Source organism: Pseudomonas sp. MSSRFD41, from assembly GCF_014230245.1.
GTDB lineage: Bacteria > Pseudomonadota > Gammaproteobacteria > Pseudomonadales > Pseudomonadaceae > Aquipseudomonas > Aquipseudomonas piscis.
This window is the reverse complement of the sequence record NZ_JACKZK010000011.1, coordinates 177,764-197,749: the sequence shown is the minus strand read 5'-3', so window position 1 is coordinate 197,749 and position 19,986 is coordinate 177,764. Positions and strand designations below refer to the sequence as shown.

Genomic DNA, 19,986 nt, shown 5'->3' with positions numbered 1-19,986 from the left:
ATGACATCAACCACGAGCCAGGACCTTGGCCAAGGCCTCGAGGAAGCGGGTATTTTCCGCCGGCAAACCGATGGTCACGCGCAGGTGGTTGGGCATTGAGTAGTTGGCCACAGGGCGCACGATCACCCCTTCACGCAACAACCCCTGGAATACCGGTGCGGCCTCGCGCCCCAGGTCAACGGCGATGAAGTTGCCCTTGGACGGGATCCAATCCAGGCCCAACTCGCCGAACCCCGCTTCCAACTGCTGCATTCCAGCCTCGTTCAGGCGCCGGCTTTCAGCCAGGTAGTCATCGTCCTGCAATGCTGCGCAAGCCGCGGCCAGGGCCAGGCTGTTGACGTTGAAGGGTTGGCGCACGCGATTCAGCACATCCGCCACCACCGCGGTAGACAGGCCATAACCGACCCGCAGAGCTGCCAGGCCATAGGCCTTGGAAAACGTCCGCGAGACCAGCAGGTTCGGGTAAGCCGCCAGGAAATCCAGGCCATCAGGCAGGTCGCTGCCTTCGGCATACTCGATGTAGGCCTCGTCCAGCACCACCAGCACATGGGCCGGTACGTCCTGGAGAAACTCGTCCAGCGCCTCGGCATCGAACCAGGTACCCGTCGGGTTGTTCGGGTTGGCGATGAACAGCACCCGGGTTTGCGCATCGATGGCCTTGAGCATGGCGGGCAGGTCATGCCCCCAATTCTTGGCCGGCACTACCCGCGCCTCAGCACCGACCGCCTGGGTGACGATCGGGTACACGGCAAAGGCGTGCTCGCTGAACACCGCATTCAGGCCTGGGGCCAGGTAGGCGCGAGCGACCAGCTCGAGGATGTCGTTGGAGCCATTGCCCAGGGTCACCTGCCCGATCTCGACGCCACAGCGCTCGGCCAGCAGGGACTTGAGCGCGAAGCCGTTGCCATCCGGGTAGCGAGTCAGCTCGGCCAGCTCTTCGCGAATCGCGGCAAGCGCCTTCGGACTGGCGCCCAGCGGATTTTCGTTGCTCGCCAGCTTGACGATGGTGGCCGGATCGATATCCAGCTCACGGGCCAGTTCGTCCACGGGCTTGCCCGGAACGTACGGCGAAAGTTGTTGCACGCCTGGCTGCGCCAGGGCGAGGAAGTCGCCACTCATTGTTAAATGCCTCAGAGAACCGCTTTCGGGTAGGAACCCAGCACCTTGAGTGCCACTGCTTCCTGACTGATCTTCTCCAACACACCCTTGACCAGCGGATCGCGGTGGTGGCCGACAAAGTCGATGAAGAATACGTAGGTCCATTTGCCACTGCGCGAAGGCCGGGTCTCGATCCGCGTCAGATCGATGCCATTGTCATGGAACGGCACCAGCAGCTCGTGCAGCGCACCCGGCTTGTTGCTCATGGAAACGATGATCGAAGTCTTGTCGTCTCCAGTCGGCGGCACTTCCTGATTGCCGATCATCAGAAACCGCGTGGAGTTGTCCGGACGATCCTCGATCTTGTCAGCCAGGCGGGTCAGGCCATAGAGGCTCGCCGCCATGTCGCCGGCGATCGCCGCCGAGCTCCACTCCCCCTTGACCCGCTTGGCGGCCTCGGCATTGCTCGATACCGCGACCCGCTCCACATTCGGATAGTGGGCGTCCAGCCATTTGCGACACTGGGCCAGCGACTGGGCATGGGAATAGATACGGCTGATGCTGTCGGTCTTGGTGTTCTCGCCCACCAGCAGGTGATGGTGGATACGCAGCTCGACCTCGCCGCAAATCACCATGTCGTGCTCGAGGAAACTGTCGAGGGTATGGTTGACCGCACCCTCGGTGGAATTCTCCACCGGCACCACGCCGAAGTTCACCGCACCGGCCGCCACTTCGCGGAACACCTCGTCGATGGCCGCCATCGGCTTGCTGATCACCGCGTGACCGAAATGCTTCAAGGCCGCGGCCTGGGTGAAGGTACCCTCGGGGCCCAGATAGGCCACTTTCAGCGGCTGCTCCAGCGCCAGGCAGGAGGACATGATCTCGCGGAACAACCGCGCCATTTCCTCATTGTCCAGCGGCCCCTGGTTACGCTCCATCACCCGCTTGAGAACCTGGGCCTCGCGCTCGGGGCGATAGAACACCGGCACCTCGCCTTCGGCCAGGGAAGCCATCTTCACCCGGGCCACTTCCTGAGCACAGCGCGCGCGCTCACTGATCAGCTCCAGGACCTTCTCGTCCAGGGAGTCAATGCGCAGGCGCAAGGCCTTGAGTTCTTGCTCAGACATCAGCCATGTTCCTTCTCGAACTCCGCCATGTAGGCCACCAGCGCGTTGACCGCATCGAGGCCCAATGCGTTATAGATGGAGGCGCGCATGCCGCCTACCGAGCGGTGCCCCTTGAGATTGAGCAGGCCCCGGGCATCGGCACCGGCCAAGAAAGCCTTGTCCAGGCGCTCGTCGGCCAGACGGAACGGCACGTTCATCCACGAACGGGCGTTGACGCTGATCGGGTTGGTGTAGAAATCGCTGTTGTCGATGAAGCCGTACAGGGCATCTTTCTTCGCCTTGTTGCGCTGCTCCATGGCGGCAACGCCACCCTGCTCCTTCAGCCACTCGAAGACCAGGCCCGAGAGGTACCAGGAATAGGTAGCCGGAGTGTTGTACATCGAGCCGTTGTCGGCAGCGACCTTGTAGTCGAGCATGGTCGGGCAAGCGCTACGGGCGCGGCCCAGCAGGTCTTCGCGGACGATCACCACCACCAGGCCACTCGGGCCGATGTTCTTCTGCGCGCCGGCGTAGATCAAGCCGTACTGCGACACATCGGCCGGACGCGAAAGAATGTCGGAGGACATGTCGACCACCAGAGGCACGTCACCGGTCTGCGGCACCCAGTCGAACTGCAGGCCACCGATGGTTTCGTTGGATGCATAGTGCACATAGGCCGCGCCCGCGGTCAGCTTCCACTCGTTCTGGCCCGGGATGGCCAGGTAGTCGTAGGACTTGGCGCTGGCGGCGATGTTGACGGCACCGAAGCGACGGGCTTCCTCGATGGCCTTCTTCGACCAGATACCAGTCTCGATATAGTCCGCCGTGCCGTTTTCCGGCAGCAGGTTCAACGGGATCTCGGCGAATTGCTGGCTGGCGCCGCCCTGGAGGAACAGCACCTTGTAGTTGGAGGGGATGGACATCAGCTCGCGCAGGTCCTGCTCGGCTTTTTCGGCGATGGCCACATAGTCGTCGCTACGATGGCTCATTTCCATGACCGACAGGCCCTTGCCGTTCCAGTCCAGCATCTCGGCCTGGGCGCGCTTCAGCACCGCTTCAGGAAGCGCGGCAGGGCCTGCGCAGAAGTTAAAGGCTCGTTTGCTCACATCCACTCTCGCTCTGCTTCAGTTATGAAGCGGGGCGATCATGCTGATCGCCCCGCCGGGTTATTGCGCTGGGTTATTCCTGGGTCACCTCGTCGGCGGCGTCGGGCGCCTCGCCCTCGGCATCGACTACCTCACCATCGATCACCTCGCCGTCTTCGAGCACGCCCTCGAGCTCATCCGACGCCTGGATACGCTCCAGGCCTACCAGCGTCTCGTCGTCGGCCAACTTGATCAGCGTCACCCCCTGGGTGTTGCGGCTGAGGATCGACACCTCGCCTACCCGTGTACGCACCAGGGTCCCCTGATCGGAGATGAGCATGATCTGCTCGTCTTCACGCACCTGGATGGCGCCGATCAGATTGCCGGTACGCCCCTTCATGGCGATCACGCCCTGGCCGCCACGCTTGCGACGCGGGAACTTGGCAAGCTCGGTACGCTTGCCGATACCGCGCTCCGAGGCGGTAAGGATCTGCGCGCCGGACTCGGGGATGAGCATGGAAATCAGTTGCTGGGACTTGCCCAACTTCATCCCGCGCACACCACCGGCCACACGACCGCGCTCACGAACTTCGCTCTCGACGAAGCGGATGACCTTGCTGGCGCTGGAGAACAACATGACTTCCCGCGCACCATCGGTGATGGCGGCAGCGATCAGGGTATCGCCCTCTTTCAGCTTCAAGGCGATCAAGCCGGCCTTGCGCGGCTTGGCGAAGCTTGCCAGCGAGACCTTCTTGACCAGGCCGAAGGCGGTCGCCATGAACACGAAGGCACCGGTCGGCTCGGCGACCCACTCCGGCGTGTCGCGGTCGTCATCGTCCTCGGCTTCCTCTTCATCCATCACTTCGGCGTCGGCCAGAACGTCCTCAGCCTCTTCGACCTCCTCGGAGTCGGCGCCCTGCTGCAGGGCCTCGAGGTCGACCTGCAACATCGCGGTGATGCGCTCGCCCTGCTCCAGCGAGTCGATGATGTTCACCAGCGGACGACCGCGGGCAGCACGGGAAGCTTCAGGAATCTCGTAGGTCTTGAGCCAGTACACCTTGCCCTTGCTGGAGAACAGCAACAGGGTGGCATGGCTGTTGGCTACCAGCAGGTGCTCGATGTAATCCTCATCCTTCACGCCGGTCGCCGACTTGCCCTTGCCACCACGGCGTTGGGCCTGGTAGGCCGACAACGGCTGGGTCTTGGCATAACCGCCATGGGAAATGGTCACTACGCGCTCTTCTTCGGGGATCATGTCGCCGTAGTCGAGATCGTGGGTCGCATTGACGATTTCGGTACGGCGCTCGTCGCCGTATTCGGCACGGATCACTTCCAGCTCTTCGCGGATCACTTCCATCAGGCGCTCAGCGCTGTTGAGGATGCGGATCAGCTCGCCGATCTGGTTGAGGATCTCCTGGTACTCGGCCAGCAGTTTCTCGTGTTCCAGGCCCGTCAGGCGGTGCAGGCGCAGTTCCAGGATGGCCTGGGCCTGTTCCGGGGACAGGAAGTACTTGCCGTCGTGCAGGCCATACTGCTCCGGCAGGTCCTCAGGGCGGCAGGAATCGGCACCAGCGCGCTCGACCATGACCTGCACGGCACTGGATTCCCACGGTGTGGAAACCAGCGCTTCCTTGGCTTCGGACGGTGTCGGCGAGGCCTTGATCAGGGCGATGACCGGATCGATGTTGGACAGGGCAACGGCCTGGCCTTCGAGGATATGGCCACGCTCGCGAGCCTTGCGCAGCTCGAATACGGTACGCCGGGTCACCACTTCGCGGCGATGACGAACGAAAGCTTCCAGCAGGTCCTTCAAGTTGAGGATCCGCGGACGACCGTCGATCAGCGCGACGATGTTGATGCCGAACACGCTCTGCAACTGGGTCTGGGCGTAGAGGTTGTTGAGCACCACCTCCGGCACTTCGCCACGGCGCAGTTCGATCACCACGCGCATGCCGTCCTTGTCGGACTCGTCGCGCAACTCGGTGATGCCTTCGAGTTTCTTCTCCTTGACCAGCTCGGCGATCTTCTCGATCAGGCGGGCCTTGTTCAGCTGGTATGGCAGCTCGGTGATGACGATCTGCTGGCGACCACCGACCTTGTCGATGTCCTCGACAGTGGAGCGGGCGCGCATGTAGATACGGCCACGGCCTGTGCGGTAGGCCTCGATGATGCCCTGGCGGCCGTTGATGATACCGGCGGTGGGAAAGTCCGGACCGGGGATGAACTGCATCAGGTCGTCGACGCTCAGCTCGGGATTGTCGATCAGTGCCAGGCAGCCATCGATCACCTCGCCCAGGTTGTGCGGCGGGATGTTGGTCGCCATGCCCACGGCAATACCGCTGGAACCATTGACCAGCAGGTTGGGGATCTTGGTCGGCATGACCGCGGGAATCAGTTCGGTGCCATCATAGTTGGGCACCCAATCCACGGTTTCCTTGTGCAGGTCGGCCAGCAGCTCGTGCGCCAGCTTGGTCATGCGCACCTCGGTGTATCGCATGGCCGCCGCGTTATCGCCGTCCACCGAACCGAAGTTACCCTGGCCGTCTACCAACAGGTAGCGCAGGGAGAATGGCTGAGCCATGCGGACGATGGTGTCGTACACCGCGGTATCGCCGTGGGGGTGGTACTTACCGATCACGTCACCGACCACACGGGCAGATTTCTTGTACGGCTTGTTCCAGTCGTTACCGAGTTCGCTCATTGCGTACAGCACACGCCGGTGCACGGGCTTCAAGCCGTCGCGCGCATCAGGCAGTGCCCGCCCGACGATTACGCTCATCGCGTAGTCGAGGTAGGACTGTTTCAGCTCGTCTTCGATATTGACCGGTAGGATTTCTTTGGCCAGTTCGCCCATGAGAAGCCTGATTCCTTTTTCTGGTGAAACTTCGCCACATCCAGATGGGACGAACGAAGCTCGCCGCTGCAGGCCTAGTGCCAGCACCGACTTACGACAAATCAACAAGTTATGACATGGATTTGCGCAGTAGAGGTGACCGCATCGGACCACCCTGGAAACCGCCGGATGTTATCACAATCGCCGCCACGCACCTATCCCCCTGATGCGCATGGAACGTAGCTAGTTGACCGATGACCACCTGAAAGACGGCGACAGGGCCTCAGAGGCCGATTCCCTTTCCGACAACCAGGTTTTTTCCGAGCTGGCGAGCATTTTTTGGTCCTGCCTGCTGACAGGCATCGCTCCCGACTCAATGCAGGCGCTTGCGGCACAGCAATTGGGCCATTTTTGCCGCATCAGGGCGCTCGACGACGCCCTTCTCGGTGACGATGGCGTCGATCAGGTCCGCCGGCGTGACGTCGAACACCGGATTGAAGACCGCCACCGCCGCCCCCAGCGGTTTGCCACCCACCTCCAGCAGCTCGCGGGCGTCACGCTCCTCGAGGGGAATGTCCTCGCCAGTGGCCAGGCTCATGTCGATGGTCGAACTGGAGGCCACCACCATGAAGCGCACGCCATGATGCATGGCGTTGACGGCCAGCTGGTAGGTGCCGATCTTGTTCGCCACATCGCCATTGGCGGCGATCCTGTCCGCACCGACCACCACCCAGGTCAGGCCCTTGGTCTTCATGATGTGCGCCGCCGCGGCATCGGCGTTCAGGGTCACCGGCACGCCTTCACTGGCAAGTTCCCAGGCAGTCAGCCGCGACCCTTGCAGCCAGGGCCGGGTTTCATCGACGTAGACCCGCTCCACCATGCCCTCCAGCCAGGCTCCGCGAATCACTCCCAGGGCAGTGCCGAAGCCACCGCTGGCCAGGGCCCCGGTATTGCAATGGGTCAGCAAGGTCTGCGGGTTTCCCTGGTGCCGACGAATCAGCTCCACCCCGAGCTGGGCCATGGTCAGGTTGGCCTCGCGATCGCTTTCATGGATCGCCAGGGCCTCGACCTCCAGGGCCGCCAGAGGGTCGGCATGCTCCCTGACCCGCTCCAGCCGCTCACGCATGTGGCGCAAGGCCCAGGAGAGGTTGACCGCCGTCGGCCGGGTGGCTTCGAGCAGCTCCAAGTCCGCATCGAGCGCAGCGATCCAGTCGCCACCGGCGGCAAAACGTGCGCGGGCAGCCAGGACCACACCATAGGCTGCACTGATGCCAATGGCCGACGCACCGCGCACCACCATCGCGCGAATGGCCTCGGCCACCGCGGCGACGCTGTCGCAGGCCAGCCAGTTCTCTTCAAGGGGCAAGGCCCGCTGATCGAGCAGGTACAGAGTGCCATCTCGCCAGTCAATGGCCTTGACCTTCTCCGCAGCCAACAGACGATCGCGCATCCCTCACCCCGCACTCATGAACAAAAGCCGCCGATTATAGCGATCCCCCGGCGAAGACGCTCGGGTATACTTCGCCATCCTTTGTCTTTGAAGCCCTGGACCGATACTCGATGCCGAACCGTGAACCTGCGCTCGACCTGTTGCTGCTGCCCACCTGGTTAGTGCCTGTGGAGCCAGCCGGCGTCGTCCTCAAGGACCACGGCCTGGGCATCCGCGACGGCCGCATCGCCTTCATCGGGCCACGCAACGAAGCCCTGAGGCGCCAGGCTGGCGAGGTCCGCGAGCTGCCCGGCATGCTGCTCGCCCCGGGCCTGATCAACGCCCACGGGCATGCGGCCATGACCCTGTTTCGCGGCCTGGCCGACGACTTGCCGCTGATGACCTGGCTGGAGAACCACATCTGGCCCGCCGAAGCCAAATGGGTGGATGAAGCCTTCGTCCACGACGGCACGGACCTGGCCATCGCCGAGCAGATAAAAGGCGGCATCACCTGCTTCTGCGACATGTATTTCTTCCCCAAGGTCGCCAGCGAACGGGTTCACAACAGCGGCATTCGCGCCCAGATCGCCATTCCGGTACTGGACTTCCCGATTCCTGGCGCCCACGACGCGGCCGACGCCATTCGCCAGGGCGTGGAACTGCTCAGCGATCTCAAGCATCACCCGCGCATCCGCATTACCTTCGGCCCCCATGCCCCCTACACCGTAAGCGACGAAAACCTGGAGAAGGTCCGCATGATCGCCGAGGAACTGGACGCCTCGATCCACATGCACGTGCACGAAACCGCATTCGAGATCCAGCAGTCCCTGGAGCGGCATGGCGAGCGACCGTTGGCCCGCCTCGCACGACTAGGCTTGCTGGGACCACGCTTGCAGGCCGTTCATATGACCCAAATCAGCGATGAAGACCTGGCTTTGCTGGTAGAAACCAACACCAGCGTGGTTCATTGCCCGGAGTCCAACCTTAAACTGGCCAGCGGCTTCTGCCCGGTCGAGCGCCTGTGGCAGGCCGGGGTCAATGTCGCGGTGGGCACCGACGGCGCAGCCAGCAACAACGACCTGGACCTGCTCGGCGAAACCCGCACCGCAGCCTTGCTGGCCAAAGCCGTGGCAGGTTCGGCAACCGCGCTGGATGCCCATCGTGCCCTGCGCATGGCCACCCTCAACGGCGCCAGGGCCATGGGCCTGGAAGATGAAGTGGGCTCCCTGGAGCTCGGCAAGGCTGCGGATCTGGTGGCATTCGACCTGTCCGGGCTGGCCCAGCAACCGATTTACGACCCGGTGTCGCAACTGATCTATGCCACCGGCCGCGACTGCGTGACGCACCTCTGGGTGGCCGGCAAGCAGCTACTGGACAACAAGCGGCTGACCCGCATGGATGAGCGCCAACTCGGCGACACCGCCCGCGACTGGGCCAGGCGCATCAGCGGACACGCCCAATAATCCCGGGCCTCGAGCCAGCGCGCGAGGCCCTATCGAATTCCTTGAGTTTTGGAGCACTACCCATGAGCAACGTCGACCACGCTGAAATCGCCAAGTTCGAAGCCCTGGCCCACCGCTGGTGGGACCGTGAAAGCGAGTTCAAGCCCCTGCACGATATCAATCCGCTGCGGGTCAACTGGATCGACGAACGGGTCGGCCTGGCCGGCAAGAAGGTCCTGGACGTCGGTTGCGGCGGCGGCATTCTCAGCGAAGCCATGGCCCAGCGTGGCGCTACCGTGACCGGTATCGACATGGGCGAGGCCCCGCTGGCGGTCGCCCAGCTGCACCAGCTGGAATCCGGGGTGAACGTCGAATACCGGCAGATCACCGCCGAGGCTCTGGCCGAGGAAATGCCCGAGCAGTTCGACGTGGTCACCTGCCTGGAGATGCTCGAGCACGTTCCCGATCCTTCGTCGGTGATCCGCGCCTGCTTGCGCATGGTCAAGCCCGGCGGCCAGGTGTTTTTCTCTACCATCAACCGCAACCCCAAGGCCTACCTGTTCGCCATCGTCGGCGCGGAATACATCATGAAGCTGCTGCCACGCGGCACCCATGACTTCAAGAAATTCATCCGCCCATCGGAGCTCGGCGCCTGGAGCCGCGCCGCCGGCCTGACCGTCAAGGACATCATCGGCCTGACCTACAACCCGCTGACCAAGCACTACAAGCTGTCAGCGGACGTGGACGTCAACTACATGATCCAGACCCTGCGAGAGGAGTGACACATGGCCATCAGAGCCGTTCTTTTCGATATGGATGGCACCTTGCTCGATACCGCGCCGGACTTCATCGCTGTCTGCCAGGGCATGCGCCGTGATCGCGGCCTGCCGCCCATCCCCGACCAGCACATCCGCGACGAAGTCTCGGGCGGCGCCCGGGCCATGGTGGCCGTGACCTTTGCCATGGACCCCGAATCCCCGGGGTTCGAAGAGTTGCGCCAGGAGTTCCTCGAGCGCTACCTCCAGCATTGCGCGGTGCATAGCCGGTTGTTCGACGGCATGGAACAGTTGCTGGCCGACATCGAGCGCGCGAACCTGCCCTGGGGCGTGGTGACCAACAAGCCCGTGCGCTTTGCCGCGCCGATCATGGAGCAACTGGGACTGGCCGAGCGTTCGGCCCTGCTGATCTGCCCCGATCACGTGAAGAACAGCAAGCCGGACCCCGAACCACTGATCCTGGCCTGCAAGATGCTGGACCTGGACCCCTCCACCGTGCTGTTCATCGGCGACGACCTGCGCGACATCGCATCCGGCCGCGATGCCGGCACCAAGACCGCGGCCGTGACCTACGGCTACATCCATCCGGACGACAATCCCCGGCACTGGGGTGCAGACGTGGTGGTCAGCCACCCACTGGAACTGCGCCAGGTCCTGGATAACGCATTGTGCAGCTGCTGAGCAGCGCCCTGCCCGACTGACTCCCGGCAGGCTCCCATTTCCGCTGAGGCTTTTTATGTTTGATTACTCCGCCCGCCCCGAACTGCTCAAGGACCGGATCATCCTGGTCACCGGCGCCGGTCGCGGCATCGGCGCCGCCGCCGCCAAGACCTACGCCGCCCACGGCGCCACCGTGCTCCTGCTGGGCAAGACCGAGGCCAACCTGACCGAGGTCTACGACGCCATCGAGGCCGCCGGGCACCCGCAGCCCGTCGTGATCCCGTTCAACCTGGAAACCGCGTTGCCGCACCAGTACGACGAGCTGGCGGCCATGATCGAAGCCGAATTCGGTCGCCTCGACGGCCTGCTGCACAACGCTTCGATCATTGGCCCGCGCACACCGCTGGAGCAGCTGTCGGGGGAAAACTTCATGCGGGTCATGCAGGTCAACGTCAACGCCACCTTCATGCTGACCAGCACCCTGCTGCCGTTGCTCAAGCTGTCCCAGGACGCTTCGGTGGTCTTCACCTCCAGCAGTGTCGGCCGCAAGGGCCGCGCCTACTGGGGCGCCTACGGAGTATCCAAGTTCGCCACCGAAGGCCTGATGCAAACCCTCGCCGACGAGCTGGATACCGTCGCCCCGGTACGCGCCAATAGCATCAATCCCGGCGCCACCCGCACCAGCATGCGCGCCCTGGCCTACCCGGGTGAAAACCCCAGCAAGAACCCGCAACCCGAAGAAATCATGCCGGTCTACCTCTACCTCATGGGCCCGGATAGCACCGGCATCAACGGCCAGGCATTCGACGCGCAGTAACCCCCTCCGTTCGTCGCGACGGAATACCGTCGCGACACCTCGACAAGTCCCATCCAGCACGGACTCCAAGCCAAACAACCGTCGCCCTGGATGACGGCAATTTCTCTCATATTTACAACCCGTTGAATTGGATGGATTTTTCTCCATCTGAACCGAATGGCACGAGTTTCGCTCTAAGAACACTCAATACACCGTGCCTTGGCACCGTGGAATATGGCTTTGATCGGGGCGTGGAAGCCCAAGATGAAGCGGCATAAAATGTGCGCGATTGTCCTACGGGACTGAAGGAACAGTATGACGCGCAGCTCCGAGCCGCTCTCACCCAGGCCAGTAAGACTTTACACAGTGCTCAGGGGGCGCAAGCTCAGATGAAGATTCCCACCCAGAACAACGCAATTGACTTTGACAGCGCCAAATTGCAGCGCCTGGGCTTTACCCAACAATCGCCACTGCTCAAACAGCCAGTGAGCCTCACGCAGTTGCGCCAACAGTTAGGCCTGCAGTTGCAGACCAGCCTGGAACCGCAGCGCATCCTGGAGCTGTTCTTCCGCGAAGCGCAGCGCCTGGTGCCTCTCGATGCCCTGCACTACAGATACGCCCCCAGCGACCTGCGCCTGGAGTTCGGCCAGCGCGGCCACCATTCCATCAGCTACAGCCTCAGCCATGAAGGCGAACCCATGGGCGAACTGGTCTTTCGTCGCAACCAGCGCTTCAGCGATAGCGAACAAGGCCACCTGGAATCCTTGCTCTCCACCCTGCTCTACCCGATGCGCAACGCCTTGCTGTACCGCGCCGCCACCCGCAGCGCCCTGCGCGACCCGCTGACCGACACCGGGAATCGCATCGCCATGGACCAGACCCTGTCGCGGGAAATCGAGATGGCTCGGCGCCACCTGCTGCCGCTGTCGCTGCTGATGCTGGACATCGACCATTTCAAGCGCATCAACGATAGCCATGGCCACAGCACTGGCGACGAGGTACTCAAAAGCGTTGCCGCCTCCATCAAGGGGCAACTGCGCAATGTGGACATGGTGTTTCGTTTCGGCGGGGAGGAATTCCTGATCCTGCTCTCCAACACCGGTCGCGAGGCTGCGGCCATGGTCGGGGAGCGCCTGCGCAATGCCACCCAGGCCCAGGAACATCGGGCCGATGGCAAGCTGATCGAACTGACCGTCAGCCTGGGCTGCGCCACGCTGCTGCCCGGAGAATCCGCTGAAAGCCTGCTGCGCCGCGCCGATAGCGCGCTTTACGTCGCCAAGCGCGAGGGCCGCAATCGCCTGGCCATGGCAGGCTAGGCGTCAAATATCGCCACAAGCGCTAGCCGCTTGTGGCGATCTGTCCTGCCAACTGCTGACTCAGCCCTCGGCCAGCGCCAGGCGCTCGCGAGTCACCGTGTTCTTTTCCAGCTGCATGCAGCGCTCCAGGAACAGGTACATATAGTCATAGCTCTTGCAGATCGCCTGGCGCAGCTCGGCTTGCAGCGCCTTGCTGGGGTTCAACCCGGCCAGGGTAACGATGATCTCCAGGGCTTCCCATGGGTGGGCATCGTCGTACTGCGCGTGCATCTTCAGCCACTTCATGGCGCGTTTGCGGTCTTCCTCGGGGAAGGACGCCGCATAAATGCCGTTGGAGCAGACCAGGGCCGACCATTCGCCGGTCGCCCCTTCGATGGCGTAGTTGGTGGCGGCAATGGCCACGATCAGCGAATCCGCCGAGCTGGTATGCCAGCACCAGTGGCTCAGGGCATGCAGCTCCGGTGGCACCTGCTGGGCCTGCAGGTCTTCCAGGGTCACCCCGTGGGCCCGACTCCAGTGCACCCAATAGTCGGCATGGTTGAGCTCGACGCGAATGTTGCGCATCAACCAGCGGCGCGCCATGTCTTCGCCAGGGTGGCGGGCAAAGCGAGTCTTGGTCAGGTTCTGCGCCATGTACAGGGCGAACTGCTCGACCACCGGCCAACCACCGATCAGGTACTGGCGCATGATTTTCGGACTGAGCTTGTTGTCTCGCATGCGCTGGTACAGCTCATGCTCTACGACGCGGCGCTTGCTCTCGCTACAGTCCTGGATCAGTTGCTGGGTCCAGGCGGGGTAGCTGGCAGCTTCCATGAGCGGGCCGGTTCGGCTGAATGTGTCGATCACTGTCGGGCTCCTTTTGATGGTGATGTACGGATCCAAAAGAGGTTTCAGCGGAACGTGCCGGGCGCCTTCAGCAATACGGGCCGTGGCCGCACGGGTCGACACTGCAGGCTGTCACAGGTGAACAATTGCGGGCGCTCGATGTTGTAGCCTTGAGCATAATCCACACCGATCTCGAGCAGGGCCTGTTCGATCTGCGGCGTTTCGACGAATTCGGCAATCGTGCGCTTACCCATGACATGCCCGATATGGTTGATCACCTCGACCATGGCGCGGTTAATCGGGTCGTCCAGCATATCCTTTACGAAACTTCCATCGATCTTCAGGAAGTCTACAGGCAAATGTTTGAGATAAGCGAACGACGACATTCCCGCACAAAAGTCGTCCAGGGAAAAATGACAACCTAAACCCTTGAGTTCGTTTATAAAACGAATCGCACTGCCGAGGTTGGCGATGGCGCTGGTTTCGGTAATTTCAAAACAGATCAGTTCCGGTGATATCCGGTAGATGGCGAACTGCTCGCGCAGGAAGTCGAGGAATTCATCGTCGCCGATGGTGATCCCCGACAAGTTGATCGCACACATGGCCATCGGCCCTTCGCGCCCCTCCTCGATGCACTGGGCAATGATCTTGAATACATTCTGCACCACCCAACGATCCAGTGACGTCATCAGGCCATAGCGCTCGGCCGCCGGAATGAAGCTGTCCGGCAGGATCATGCGCCCGGCCTCGTCGTGCAGGCGCAGGAGGATCTCCAGATGCCCCCCCCCTTCTTCCAGATGGTCCAGCGCGGTGATTTCCTGGGAATACAGGCAGAAGCGGTTTTCCTCCAGCGCCATGTGCAGGCGCTGGACCCAGGCCATTTCGCCAAAACGCAGGGACAGCTCCGAGTCATCGGCATGGTAGACCTGCACTCGGTTGCGGCCCTTTTCCTTGGCCATGTAGCAGGCCATGTCCGCCGCGCGCAGGGAGGCCTCCAGGGTGGTCGGGGTCTGGGCGATATGCACCAGTCCGATGCTGACGGTGGTCACGAACGGCCGCCCCTTCCAGACGAAATGCAGATTCTGCACGGTTTGGCGCAACCCCTCGGCGATTTTCTCCGCGGCTTCCGGCGAGCAATTCTCCAGGAGGATGCCGAACTCGTCCCCGCCCAGCCGCGCCAAGGTATCGCCCTCGCGCAGTCCTGATTGCAGCAAGGCGCAGATATGCCGCAACAATTCGTCGCCGGCAGCATGACCACAGGTGTCGTTGACCAGCTTGAACTGGTCCAGGTCCAGGAACATCAGGGCATGCCGCGCCGGTTGCCGGGCCAGGCCGTACAGGGCCTGTTCCAGGCGAAACTCGAACTCGCGACGGTTGGCCAGGCCGGTCAGGGCATCGTGGGTCGCCTGCCAGGACAGGTTGGCGATGTATTGCCGCTCCTGGGTCATGTCGTGCAACACCAGCACCGCACCGCTGACCTTCCCGGCATTGCGGATTGGCGCCCCCACCAGCGTCACCGACACTGTGCTGCCGTCCAGGCGCTGGATCAGCTTGGAATGCTCGCTGCCACCACTGAGTTGGCCGCTGAGAATATGCTCGATCAAGGTAAAGCCGTCGGTCTGGGCGTTTTCGTCCAGCAGATTGAATAGCGCCGCCAGGGGCAAGCCGACGGCCTGCGCGCCCTTCCAGCGAGTCAGCTCCTCCGCCGCCGGGTTCATGTAGGCGATGGCGCCTTCGACATCCGTGGTGATCACCCCGTCGCCGATGGACTGCAAGGTGATTTGCGCCCGCTCTTTCTCCAGCTGCAAGGCGGTGGCAAAGGCATGACGCTGGGCCAGCAGCTTGTGGGTGCGCAGCAAAGCCAGGCCGATCAGGAACAACGCCGTGGCCAGATTGGTCACCAGCAGCAACCGCAGGATCACCCGCGAGCCTTCCCCGAGGGCATCGCTGAACGCCTTGGCCGCCGGGGTGACTCCAGCGTTGATGGCGAAGATCTCGCTCTTCCAGCGCTGGACATCGGCATCGCTGGCGTTGTTGCTATTGATGTGCTGGTGCATTTCCCGCGCGACCTGGTCCAGTTGCAACAGGTAGCTGTCGCCCACGGTCCAGCGGTCGATGGCTTTTTCCAGGTAGCTGAAGTGCCGGAAGTTGAGGTACAGCCAGATCAGGCTGGCCACGTCGTCCGGGTGGTTGCCCCCCTTGAGGATCCCCAGCCGCGCCGCTTCCAGGTCCGGCGGCTGACTATCCAGCGCTCCCCGCAGCTCATGCCCGCCCTGGGGCACGGCGATCGCGTTCTGGTACTTGAGGAAGGTGCCTTCGTCGCGGCTGTCGGCATACAGACTGAGGTAGTAGATCGCGTCTTTCTGGCCCTTGGACCATAGGCTTTCGCCGGCGACGTAGCCACGCACCGCCGATAGCACATACAGGCTGAGGCCACCCAGGAGTGCCTGGAATACCACCACTGCAATGAAAGGCCAGACGATGCCCAACAACCGTGGCGTTGCGAAAGTCCGCTTTTGCTTCATGAGGGTCCTTGCTTCAGCACTGCCAAATGAACACCCAGTAGTCTCGCCTCAGACAGCACAGATTAGGCTAATTTCCCCCGTTTCGAGACCGGGCGAACGGCCGCTGGCTCGAGCCCTTTGCAAAAGGTCCCGAGCCTGGACTGCTGAATCGATAAATACACCTGGAAATTCAAGCACTAAGCACAGAAAGCCGGATAAAACTCAAGGCGCTCGAACTTGCTGCAAATGCCCATAAAGCTTGGCATAGAGGCCGCCATCGGCAATTAGTTGCTGATGGTCGCCATCTTCGGCGATCTGCCCGCCATCGAACACCAATACCCGGTCCGCCTGTTTCACCGCCGACAATCGGTGAGCAATGATCAGCGTAGTCCGGCCCCGTAAAAAACGCGTCAGTGCCTGGTGCAGGTTGTATTCGGTGGCCGCGTCCAGGGCGGACGTGGCCTCGTCGAGGATCACCACCTTGGGTTCGGCCAAAATCATCCGCGCAATCGCCAGGCGCTGGCGCTGGCCTCCGGACAGTCGTACCCCAGAACGTCCGACCATGGTGTCCAGGCCCTGGGGCAAGGCCCTCACCGTGACATCCAGCTGGGCGATCTCCAGCGCCTGCCAGCAGGCGCCGTCGCTGCGCTCACGGCCCATGGTCAGGTTGGCCCGCACGGTATCGTTGAACAACGCCGGATGTTGCAGCACCACGGCGACATTCTCGCGCACGGTAGCCAGGCCGATCTCCTCCTGGGTCGAACCGCCGAAGCGGATACTGCCGGCTTGTGGCGTGTATAGGCCGAGCAACAGTTGCACCAGGGTACTCTTGCCGCCGCCGCTGGCGCCGACGATCGCCACCTTCTCCCCCGGGGCGATGGACAGGTTCATGTTGTCCAGCACGCGCTCGTCGCCATAACCGAAGCTCAGCCCGCGCACCTCGATGCCCACGGTCTCGCGCCCCAGGAACGGGTCCACGCCACCGGCATGTTGCGGCTCGTCGGCGCGCGCCAGCAGCTCGTTGATCCGGGTCAGCGCCCCACCCGCGGCATAATAGGCGTACTGCAGGTTCAGCAACTGTTCCACCGGGCCGATCATGAACCACAGGTAGCTGAACACCGCCAGCATCTGGCCGATGGACAGGTCGGAAAACAACACGGTGAGCATCGCCACGGCGCGGAAGATATCGATGCCGAACTGGAACAACAGCCCGCTGGCCCGCCCCGACGCGTCGCTCTTCCATTGCGAGGCCACTGCGTAATCCCGCACCTCTTCGGCACGCCGCCCCAGGCGCCCGAGGAAGTAGCCCTGGCGATTGCCTGCACGGACTTCCTGGATCGCTTCCAAAGTCTCGGTCAAGGCCTGGGTAAAGCGTGAGGTGCTGTCGTTCTCCAGCTTCTTCAGGTGCTTGACCCGCTTGCCCAACTGCACTGTGGCGAAGATCACCAGCGGGTTGAACAGCAGGATCAGCAAGGCCAGTTTCCAGTGCATCCACATCAGGATCCCGGCGGTGCCCACCAGGGTCAGCATGGCCACCAGGAAACGGCTCAGGGTCTCGCCGACGAACTTGTCCACGGTGTCCAAGTCGGTCACCAGGTGGCTGCTGACGGTGCCGCCGCCTAGGCTTTCGTACTCACCCAGGGAGATGCGCTTGAGTCGCTCGATCAGGCGGATACGGATGCGATAGACGATGTCCTTGGCCAGGCCGGCGAACAATCGGGCCTGGACCACGTTGAACACCAGGGCCGCGCAGCGCAGGACCAGGGTCGCCAGCAGCATCAGGCCGATGTAGCCGGCGGCGTCATGCCAGGCCGTCGGCAGCAACAGCCGCATCACCTGCAACGCAGCATCGCCATGCCCCAGCAGCACTTCGTCCACCAGCAATGGCAACAGCAGGGGAATCGGCACGCTGCACAGGGTCGCCAGGACGGCGACGCCATTGGCGATCCACAGGGATTTCTTGTGTTGCAGGGCCAGGCGACGGATTTCCGCCCAGCTCAGACGGTCGACGGTTTTGCCGCTGGCGCCTGGATCGACCGGCTCAGGCACTGGCGGCACGCTCCAACCAGCGCCCCAGCAACGGTGCGAGCTCGCCAAGTGGCTGGTAGCCGTTGGTCAGCAAGGCCAGTTGGCCGTTGCGCTCGGCCAGCAGGGTGGGGAACCCGGCGATGCCCAGGTCCTGGACCCAAGTGAAGTCCGCCGCCGTGGCCGCATGCTGCTCGGCCCGGTCGAAGGCCTCGGCGAATTCGATGCGCGGCACTCCGGCGCGTTCGGCCAGTTCCACCAGCACGCTGGCCAGGGTCACATCCCGGCCTTCGACATAGAACGCGCGCTGGATCAGCCCCAACAGCTTCCAGGCGCAATCCGGCGCCAGGCCCCGCGCGGTGACGATGGCTCGGCAAGCCGGCTCGGTGTCATAGACGAATCCGTCGGGCAACGCCCCCTCGAACTTGAACGCCTGGCCGGTGGCCTGGTGCACCGCCTGCCAGTGTTCGAGGATGTAGCGCCGCGTCGTGGGTTCCAGCGCCGCGCCACTGCCGGTGCGCAGGCCGCCCACTACCAGGTGCAACTCGACGCCGGCAGCTTGTGCCTGCTCCACCAGGGCCTCGGCCACCGGAGCGAAGCCCCAGCACCATGAACACATCGGGTCCATCACATAGAGCAGGCGGGCGGACATGGCTCAGGCCTCGGAGGATGCTTGCTTGTAGTTGTAGCCGATCGGGTGCGGCTGGTTGCGAGCCTTGGCCAACTCGATCTGTTTCTGCCGGTCGATGGCGCTGCGGCGGGTCTTCTCGCTCAGCGTGTCCCAGCAATGAGGGCAACTGATGCCCGGCACATAGTGCTCGGAGGCGCGATCCGCGACGCTCACCGGCGTCCGGCAGGCATGACATTGATCGTAGTCGCCTTCGCTGAGGTCGTGGCGCACGGTGACCCGGTTGTCGAACACGAAGCAGTCGCCCTGCCACTTGCTCTCTTGCTGCGGCACTTCCTCGAGGTACTTGAGGATCCCGCCCTTGAGGTGGAACACCTCGCCGAAACCTTCGCTGAGCATGTAGCTCGAAGCCTTCTCGCAGCGAATGCCGCCGGTGCAGAACATCGCCACTTTCTTGTGCTTGCTGGGGTCGAAGTTGGCCCGGATGTACTCCGGGAACTCACGGAAGGTGGTGGTCTTGGGGTCGATGGCGCCTTCGAAGGTACCGATGGACACCTCGTAGTCGTTGCGGGTGTCGATCAGCAGGACCTCCGGGTCGCTGATCAGGGCGTTCCAGTCCTGGGGCTCGACATAGGTCCCGACCTGCTTGTTCGGGTCGACGCCCGGCACGCCCAGGGTGACGATTTCCTTCTTCAGCTTGACCTTGGTGCGGTAGAACGGCTGCTCGTCGCAGTACGACTCCTTGTGGTCGATGTCGCGCATGCGCGGGTCGTTCTTGAGCCAGTCCAGCAGGCCGTCGATACCTTCGCGGCTGCCGGAAACCGTGCCATTGATGCCTTCCTCGGCGATCAGCAGGGTGCCCTTGATGCCGTTGTCGAGCATCGCCTGCAGCAAAGGCTCGCGCAGGCTGACGTAATCTTCGAGGGTGACGAACTTGTACAGTGCCGCCACGACGATGGGTTGAGTCATGGGTAATCTCCAGGTGGCTACCCTCGCAAAGGGTGAACCGGATGCAAAAAAAAACGCGCCGGCTAAGCGGCGCGTTGCGGATTGTAACAGGAAGCCGGCGGCAAGCTCCAAGTCTCGAGTGGCAAGCGACCAACCGAGCCGGAAATCCCGGAATCGCGCCCTGCCGCCAAAGCCCGCGGCTGCTCCTAGGGATGACCGCCGGCGCAGGTCGGCGAGGCCGGGGCCGCGCCGATCTTTTCCCATTCCTGGGGCGTGTAGGTATGCAGCGCCAGGGCATGGAACTGGCCCATCAGCTCGCCCAGGGTGGCGTAGACCTTCTGGTGGCGCTTGACGCTGTTGAGGCCGGCAAACTGCTCGCTGACCAGCACCGCCTTGAAGTGGGTTTCCTGGCCACGACTATGCATGTGGCTTTCGTCCAGCACTTGCAGGTGCGCAGGCTGCAAGCCCGCCAGCGCCGTTTCGATCCGTTGTTGCATGATCATCGCGGGCTCCGC

16 protein-coding genes are annotated in these 19,986 nt (G+C 62.9%); 5 read left to right on the top strand and 11 right to left on the bottom strand.

Going from position 1 to position 19,986, the window contains the following annotated elements; translation table 11 throughout:
• Positions 1-6: 6 nt before the first annotated feature.
• From hisC to mtnA, 5 genes are all read right to left on the bottom strand, one after another.
• On the bottom strand, positions 7-1,119 hold the full coding sequence (hisC, locus tag H7A76_RS18495) for a histidinol-phosphate transaminase (RefSeq protein WP_185699817.1): 1,113 nt from the start codon (positions 1,117-1,119) through the stop codon (positions 7-9).
• An 11-nt stretch (positions 1,120-1,130) separates the two neighbouring features.
• Positions 1,131-2,225: a prephenate dehydratase gene (gene pheA / locus H7A76_RS18490; RefSeq protein WP_185699816.1), complete on the bottom strand. Its 1,095-nt coding sequence runs from the start codon at positions 2,223-2,225 to the stop codon at positions 1,131-1,133.
• The gene (gene serC, locus H7A76_RS18485; RefSeq protein WP_185699815.1) at positions 2,225-3,310 is read right to left on the bottom strand and encodes a 3-phosphoserine/phosphohydroxythreonine transaminase; all 1,086 of its coding nucleotides are present in this window, start codon (positions 3,308-3,310) and stop codon (positions 2,225-2,227) included. Before serC ends, pheA begins: the two co-directional genes overlap by 1 nt.
• Before the next feature lie 73 nt (positions 3,311-3,383).
• Positions 3,384-6,143, bottom strand: a complete 2,760-nt coding sequence (gyrA, locus tag H7A76_RS18480; RefSeq protein ID WP_185699814.1) for a DNA gyrase subunit A — start codon at positions 6,141-6,143, stop codon at positions 3,384-3,386.
• 352 nt (positions 6,144-6,495) lie between these two features.
• Positions 6,496-7,572: an S-methyl-5-thioribose-1-phosphate isomerase gene (gene mtnA / locus H7A76_RS18475; protein WP_185699813.1), complete on the bottom strand. Its 1,077-nt coding sequence runs from the start codon at positions 7,570-7,572 to the stop codon at positions 6,496-6,498.
• Positions 7,573-7,682: 110 nt separating this feature from the next.
• Between mtnA and H7A76_RS18470 the strand changes: the two genes are divergently transcribed.
• The 5 genes from H7A76_RS18470 to H7A76_RS18450 all read left to right on the top strand — a co-directional run bounded on the left by H7A76_RS18470 (position 7,683) and on the right by H7A76_RS18450 (position 12,541).
• Positions 7,683-9,014 (top strand): TRZ/ATZ family hydrolase, encoded by a 1,332-nt coding sequence (locus H7A76_RS18470; protein ID WP_185699812.1) that lies wholly within the window; start codon positions 7,683-7,685, stop codon positions 9,012-9,014.
• 62 nt (positions 9,015-9,076) lie between these two features.
• Positions 9,077-9,775, top strand: coding sequence for a bifunctional 2-polyprenyl-6-hydroxyphenol methylase/3-demethylubiquinol 3-O-methyltransferase UbiG (gene ubiG / locus H7A76_RS18465; protein WP_185699811.1), 699 nt, complete (start codon positions 9,077-9,079; stop codon positions 9,773-9,775).
• A gap of 3 nt (positions 9,776-9,778) precedes the next feature.
• Positions 9,779-10,450, top strand: coding sequence for an N-acetylmuramic acid 6-phosphate phosphatase MupP (gene mupP, locus H7A76_RS18460; RefSeq protein ID WP_185699810.1), 672 nt, complete (start codon positions 9,779-9,781; stop codon positions 10,448-10,450).
• Between the two features lie 55 nt (positions 10,451-10,505).
• Positions 10,506-11,246, top strand: a complete 741-nt coding sequence (locus tag H7A76_RS18455; RefSeq protein WP_185699809.1) for a YciK family oxidoreductase — start codon at positions 10,506-10,508, stop codon at positions 11,244-11,246.
• A 368-nt stretch (positions 11,247-11,614) separates the two neighbouring features.
• Positions 11,615-12,541 carry a GGDEF domain-containing protein gene (locus H7A76_RS18450; RefSeq protein WP_185699808.1) on the top strand — a complete coding sequence of 309 codons (927 nt, stop codon included), beginning with the start codon at positions 11,615-11,617 and terminating at the stop codon, positions 12,539-12,541.
• Positions 12,542-12,601: 60 nt separating this feature from the next.
• Here the strand turns inward: H7A76_RS18450 and H7A76_RS18445 are convergent, their stop codons facing one another.
• The 6 genes from H7A76_RS18445 to H7A76_RS18420 all read right to left on the bottom strand — a co-directional run bounded on the left by H7A76_RS18445 (position 12,602) and on the right by H7A76_RS18420 (position 19,974).
• Positions 12,602-13,354 carry an iron-containing redox enzyme family protein gene (locus H7A76_RS18445; RefSeq protein WP_221775290.1) on the bottom strand — a complete coding sequence of 251 codons (753 nt, stop codon included), beginning with the start codon at positions 13,352-13,354 and terminating at the stop codon, positions 12,602-12,604.
• Between the two features lie 77 nt (positions 13,355-13,431).
• Entirely contained in the window at positions 13,432-15,891 is a 2,460-nt protein-coding gene (locus H7A76_RS18440) for an EAL domain-containing protein (RefSeq protein ID WP_185699806.1), read from the bottom strand.
• Positions 15,892-16,092: 201 nt separating this feature from the next.
• Positions 16,093-17,919, bottom strand: a complete 1,827-nt coding sequence (locus H7A76_RS18435) for an ABC transporter ATP-binding protein (protein WP_185699805.1) — start codon at positions 17,917-17,919, stop codon at positions 16,093-16,095.
• Positions 17,912-18,514 carry a DsbA family protein gene (locus H7A76_RS18430; RefSeq protein WP_185699832.1) on the bottom strand — a complete coding sequence of 201 codons (603 nt, stop codon included), beginning with the start codon at positions 18,512-18,514 and terminating at the stop codon, positions 17,912-17,914. Before H7A76_RS18430 ends, H7A76_RS18435 begins: the two co-directional genes overlap by 8 nt.
• A gap of 36 nt (positions 18,515-18,550) precedes the next feature.
• A complete protein-coding gene (locus tag H7A76_RS18425) occupies positions 18,551-19,492 on the bottom strand; it encodes a rhodanese-related sulfurtransferase (protein WP_185699804.1) in 942 nt (313 codons plus the stop codon).
• 185 nt (positions 19,493-19,677) lie between these two features.
• Entirely contained in the window at positions 19,678-19,974 is a 297-nt protein-coding gene (locus H7A76_RS18420) for a BolA family protein (protein ID WP_185699803.1), read from the bottom strand.
• Between the last annotated feature and the right edge of the window lie 12 nt (positions 19,975-19,986).

What these genes read in the sequence shown, in the direction of transcription:
- mtnA (WP_185699813.1), bottom strand. Translation starts at nt 7,572, where the DNA reads ATGCGCGATCGTCTGTTGGCTGCGGAGAAGGTCAAGGCCATTGACTGG.
- H7A76_RS18425 (WP_185699804.1), bottom strand. Translation starts at nt 19,492, where the DNA reads ATGACTCAACCCATCGTCGTGGCGGCACTGTACAAGTTCGTCACCCTC.
- pheA (WP_185699816.1), bottom strand. Translation starts at nt 2,225, where the DNA reads ATGTCTGAGCAAGAACTCAAGGCCTTGCGCCTGCGCATTGACTCCCTG.
- hisC (WP_185699817.1), bottom strand. Translation starts at nt 1,119, where the DNA reads ATGAGTGGCGACTTCCTCGCCCTGGCGCAGCCAGGCGTGCAACAACTT.
- H7A76_RS18440 (WP_185699806.1), bottom strand. Translation starts at nt 15,891, where the DNA reads ATGAAGCAAAAGCGGACTTTCGCAACGCCACGGTTGTTGGGCATCGTC.
- H7A76_RS18420 (WP_185699803.1), bottom strand. Translation starts at nt 19,974, where the DNA reads ATGATCATGCAACAACGGATCGAAACGGCGCTGGCGGGCTTGCAGCCT.
- gyrA (WP_185699814.1), bottom strand. Translation starts at nt 6,143, where the DNA reads ATGGGCGAACTGGCCAAAGAAATCCTACCGGTCAATATCGAAGACGAG.
- mupP (WP_185699810.1), top strand. Translation starts at nt 9,779, where the DNA reads ATGGCCATCAGAGCCGTTCTTTTCGATATGGATGGCACCTTGCTCGAT.
- H7A76_RS18445 (WP_221775290.1), bottom strand. Translation starts at nt 13,354, where the DNA reads ATGGAAGCTGCCAGCTACCCCGCCTGGACCCAGCAACTGATCCAGGAC.
- ubiG (WP_185699811.1), top strand. Translation starts at nt 9,077, where the DNA reads ATGAGCAACGTCGACCACGCTGAAATCGCCAAGTTCGAAGCCCTGGCC.
- H7A76_RS18430 (WP_185699832.1), bottom strand. Translation starts at nt 18,514, where the DNA reads ATGTGTTCATGGTGCTGGGGCTTCGCTCCGGTGGCCGAGGCCCTGGTG.
- H7A76_RS18470 (WP_185699812.1), top strand. Translation starts at nt 7,683, where the DNA reads ATGCCGAACCGTGAACCTGCGCTCGACCTGTTGCTGCTGCCCACCTGG.
- H7A76_RS18450 (WP_185699808.1), top strand. Translation starts at nt 11,615, where the DNA reads ATGAAGATTCCCACCCAGAACAACGCAATTGACTTTGACAGCGCCAAA.
- H7A76_RS18455 (WP_185699809.1), top strand. Translation starts at nt 10,506, where the DNA reads ATGTTTGATTACTCCGCCCGCCCCGAACTGCTCAAGGACCGGATCATC.